The 3,216-nt window shown below is 28.9% G+C and carries 2 protein-coding genes and 3 pseudogenes; all 5 read right to left on the bottom strand.

Translation table 11 applies throughout. The features are described from left to right. Positions 1-134: 134 nt before the first annotated feature. Entirely contained in the window at positions 135-413 is a 279-nt protein-coding gene (locus ACH8JV_RS19090; protein WP_396523201.1) for a hypothetical protein, read from the bottom strand. Positions 414-597: 184 nt separating this feature from the next. Next, positions 598-924, bottom strand: a complete 327-nt coding sequence (locus ACH8JV_RS19085) for a hypothetical protein (RefSeq protein WP_396523199.1) — start codon at positions 922-924, stop codon at positions 598-600. A 422-nt stretch (positions 925-1,346) separates the two neighbouring features. Further along, positions 1,347-1,962 (bottom strand): annotated as a pseudogene (locus tag ACH8JV_RS19080) (RHS repeat domain-containing protein); the annotation flags it as partial. Positions 1,963-2,268: 306 nt separating this feature from the next. Further along, a pseudogene (locus ACH8JV_RS19075) lies at positions 2,269-2,607 on the bottom strand (hypothetical protein); the annotation flags it as partial. 283 nt (positions 2,608-2,890) lie between these two features. Further along, a pseudogene (locus tag ACH8JV_RS19070) lies at positions 2,891-3,216 on the bottom strand (hypothetical protein); the annotation flags it as partial.

Genomic DNA, 3,216 nt, shown 5'->3' with positions numbered 1-3,216 from the left:
GCATTATTCCTAGTATATTAAAATTACAATAAAAATATAAATTTATTTTTGATTTACTTATGAAAAATTTTCAGAATTACTTAAAATAGAACCTAATAGTAAACTCCTGAGTTCTACTCTATAATTCATATAAGTTATAGCCACCTATTAGCTAATGATAATTTCTCATATTTTTTAAAGTCAGTCTGGTTCATTTTTCCTAAAGAAACCACCTTCTTAAATAATTTATCAAATCTAGATAAAGATTCAGTATCTCCGGCTAATGAAGCATAAAGAATTAAATATTTTTCAATTTCTTTAGTGTTTAACTTTACTATTTCGTTCATTTTATCATCTAAAATTTTATCAACTTTTTCATATTCTTCTTGTTCCGAAAGCTTATCTATAAGTTGATTAAACTCTTCAAATTTCATAATTAATTAACTCAGTTTATAATTCGATATGCCTTAGATAGATTTGAGCCTCTACTCAATACTTCTTTATCTTTAGTAGAAAAAATAATTTATATAACAAAAGCCAATCACGAAAAATAGTTTTTCTATGATTGACTTTCCTTTATATAAACCAAATTTATATGTTAATTACATACAATACAAATCATCTCATAAAGACCATTTCTTTAAGCTCCACATTATCAATTTTATAATAAAATTGTACACCTCGTCCGTTTTGATACATTCCTTGATTAGGAATTTCAAATGGTATTCCATCAATAGAGTTTTCAATATTTGGAATAAAACCTATTGATGCATATTTTTGATTAGTTGAGATTTGTAGCCATACTATATATTTCTTCAGATCCCATTCCCCTTTGGAAATCTCCTCAAATTTTCTCTTTGCATCCTCAATAACTAAAAGATAAGATCCTGTGATTTCGTGATACTCATTTCTATTAAAAAGTTCGCGCCATTCTTTATTACTCATAACCGCCTTTTGGACCATTAACTTTAAATTTTCCGCTTGGTGTTCCCAAATATGACTTATGACAATCGTTCTTCAATCTCACTGCATAGTCATTTTCTGATCAGCTAAAGAAAAATTATCACTATCTAGTGTTGCATTTTCTTTATTTGTTCTTCTAACGTTTCCTTTATTATCAGTTATAGAATAATCACCAGCAATCGTTGCACTTCTAGGTATTTGCGGTAGTGCTAATATTGACTTAAATGTTCTATCTCCACCAGCAACGAGAATAGTATGAAAATATTTGCCACCTTTTTCATATATTAACCCACCATATTCTCTATTTAAACTAATTGATTTAGGATTGGCCGAATTTAAAGCAGCCTAACTGAAGCAGCTGGACAACTATAGCTACCTTGCTTTAGATCTAGTAGGTCAATCTAAGTAATAGGTTTCGGTGCATAAGCATAAATATTAGAGCCACCCAGCAATCTAATCGGATCTTTATTTACAAACCTACCTACATACGGCGAATAATAATGATAATGGTTGTAATGAAGCCCTGTTTCTTGGTCGAAATATTACCCTTGAAAACGGATATTATTTGAGATAATTTCACTATTTTCGAAGAAATTGGATTTTGCTCTCTCCGCTTTACACTCACCCCAAGCTTTATATTCAGCTTTCCAAATAATTGCACCTGTATGATCGGTCCTTTCCTGCGGCTTACCTAAGTGGTCACAGTGATAGAACCATACATCATCAAATTCTTTACCCTGTTTTTCAGTTTTCCAAAGTGGGTCACGGTGTATGTTATGAGGTCTATCTGACCAATCTGGAGTTTGGTGCAATTCTATTGGACTTAAAATAAACAGCTTGTAGCATCTGTACAAAACTGTCTTTTTCATAGATGTAATGCTTGGTCAACTGCTCTGTGGACTCATAAGCAAGCGTATCGCCATCCCACCCATAAATGATGTTCTGCTCTTGACCTGTATGGTGATCTTTACTCCTCTTTTGAATACGGCGGTCTGAAGCATCATAACGATATTCTCCCGAATTTTATATTCTAAACCGTTTGTCCATACATAACTCGCTGTATACTATTCTAAACATCCCATATTGCCAAAAATAAAAAACCTTCAGGCCTAATAGTGAATTAATAATTTAAATAATTAATTCACTATTAAAAAATTATTAATTTTAGTATTCCAAGAAATTCATTTTGAATTTAAATTTATTAACAATATCTACAAATTTTTTGCTCACTACGTAGATATAAGGTTTATCAGTATCTCTAACAATAAAAAAGTCATCTATTACAAGATCATTTTTTATAAATTCATCTTCATCTAATAAATTATTTTTTCTTTTAATATATAAGGCATAAATATCTGCTTCTTGATTTCTTACATAACATTGATAGAAATCACATTCGTCTGCAAGAACTTCCTTCATTTCATTAAAAAATCTTTTTGAAAAAAGTAGAATACCTGAAGATGAACAATAAAAATCTGTCTGCAATATTTCATTAAATTGATCAGAAAAAATATTATCATAATCTAAATTTATTCTAGGATTTTTTAAAAATTGATTACTTAAGTCAAATTTAAAATAGTCAAAAATAATTTCTTGCTTCCCTTTCAAATCAAAAGAAAAATCTCTATCAATATACTCAGACGGATAAATTGTATAAAAGCTCACAAATCCACCTTTTAAAATACCTTATTTTAAAGTAGTACTTCTAAATAAATATATAGAAGTACTACTTATTTTTTGAATTGTACTTACACTTTAACTGTATATTTTACAAACTTACTTGTATTCATGTACTAAATTAGTGCTGTATCATAAAACTATTGTAAATTGCTTACTCTTTAAGGTTTTACATAAGCAGATACGACTTTAATACTGTTTAAAAATTAGCCTAAATTCTTACTACCGTGATAAATCTTTTCTTTACCATCAAAGTCAATTTCTTATCTAATCAAATAGGCCAAACCAACTCATTTATTTCTTCTTCGCTCAAATACAAAGAACTAAAGAAATCATCTGGATCACGCCATTTAGCTATATCTAAATCAAAGATATTGAATCCGGTATCGTCTAACCTATCAAATTCATTTTTTAATTCCTCATTGATAAATATTGTATCCTGACCTATATCAATATTTCTTATTTTGAAAATATTTTTATCAAATTGTTTAGAAGATCGGGGAGCCTCTAACACTAAAAATCCATCACTAAACTTATATATTGATTTATCAAGGTCTAAAAACTCATCATAATCTACAGAAGGCATTAATCTAAAAA

It is taken from the genome of Acinetobacter sp. ABJ_C5_2 (genome assembly GCF_044538485.1).
In the GTDB taxonomy this organism is placed as follows: Bacteria; Pseudomonadota; Gammaproteobacteria; order Pseudomonadales; family Moraxellaceae; genus Acinetobacter; species Acinetobacter nosocomialis_A.
The sequence above is the reverse complement of the archived record's forward strand: the minus strand, read 5'-3'. Positions and strand labels throughout refer to the sequence as shown.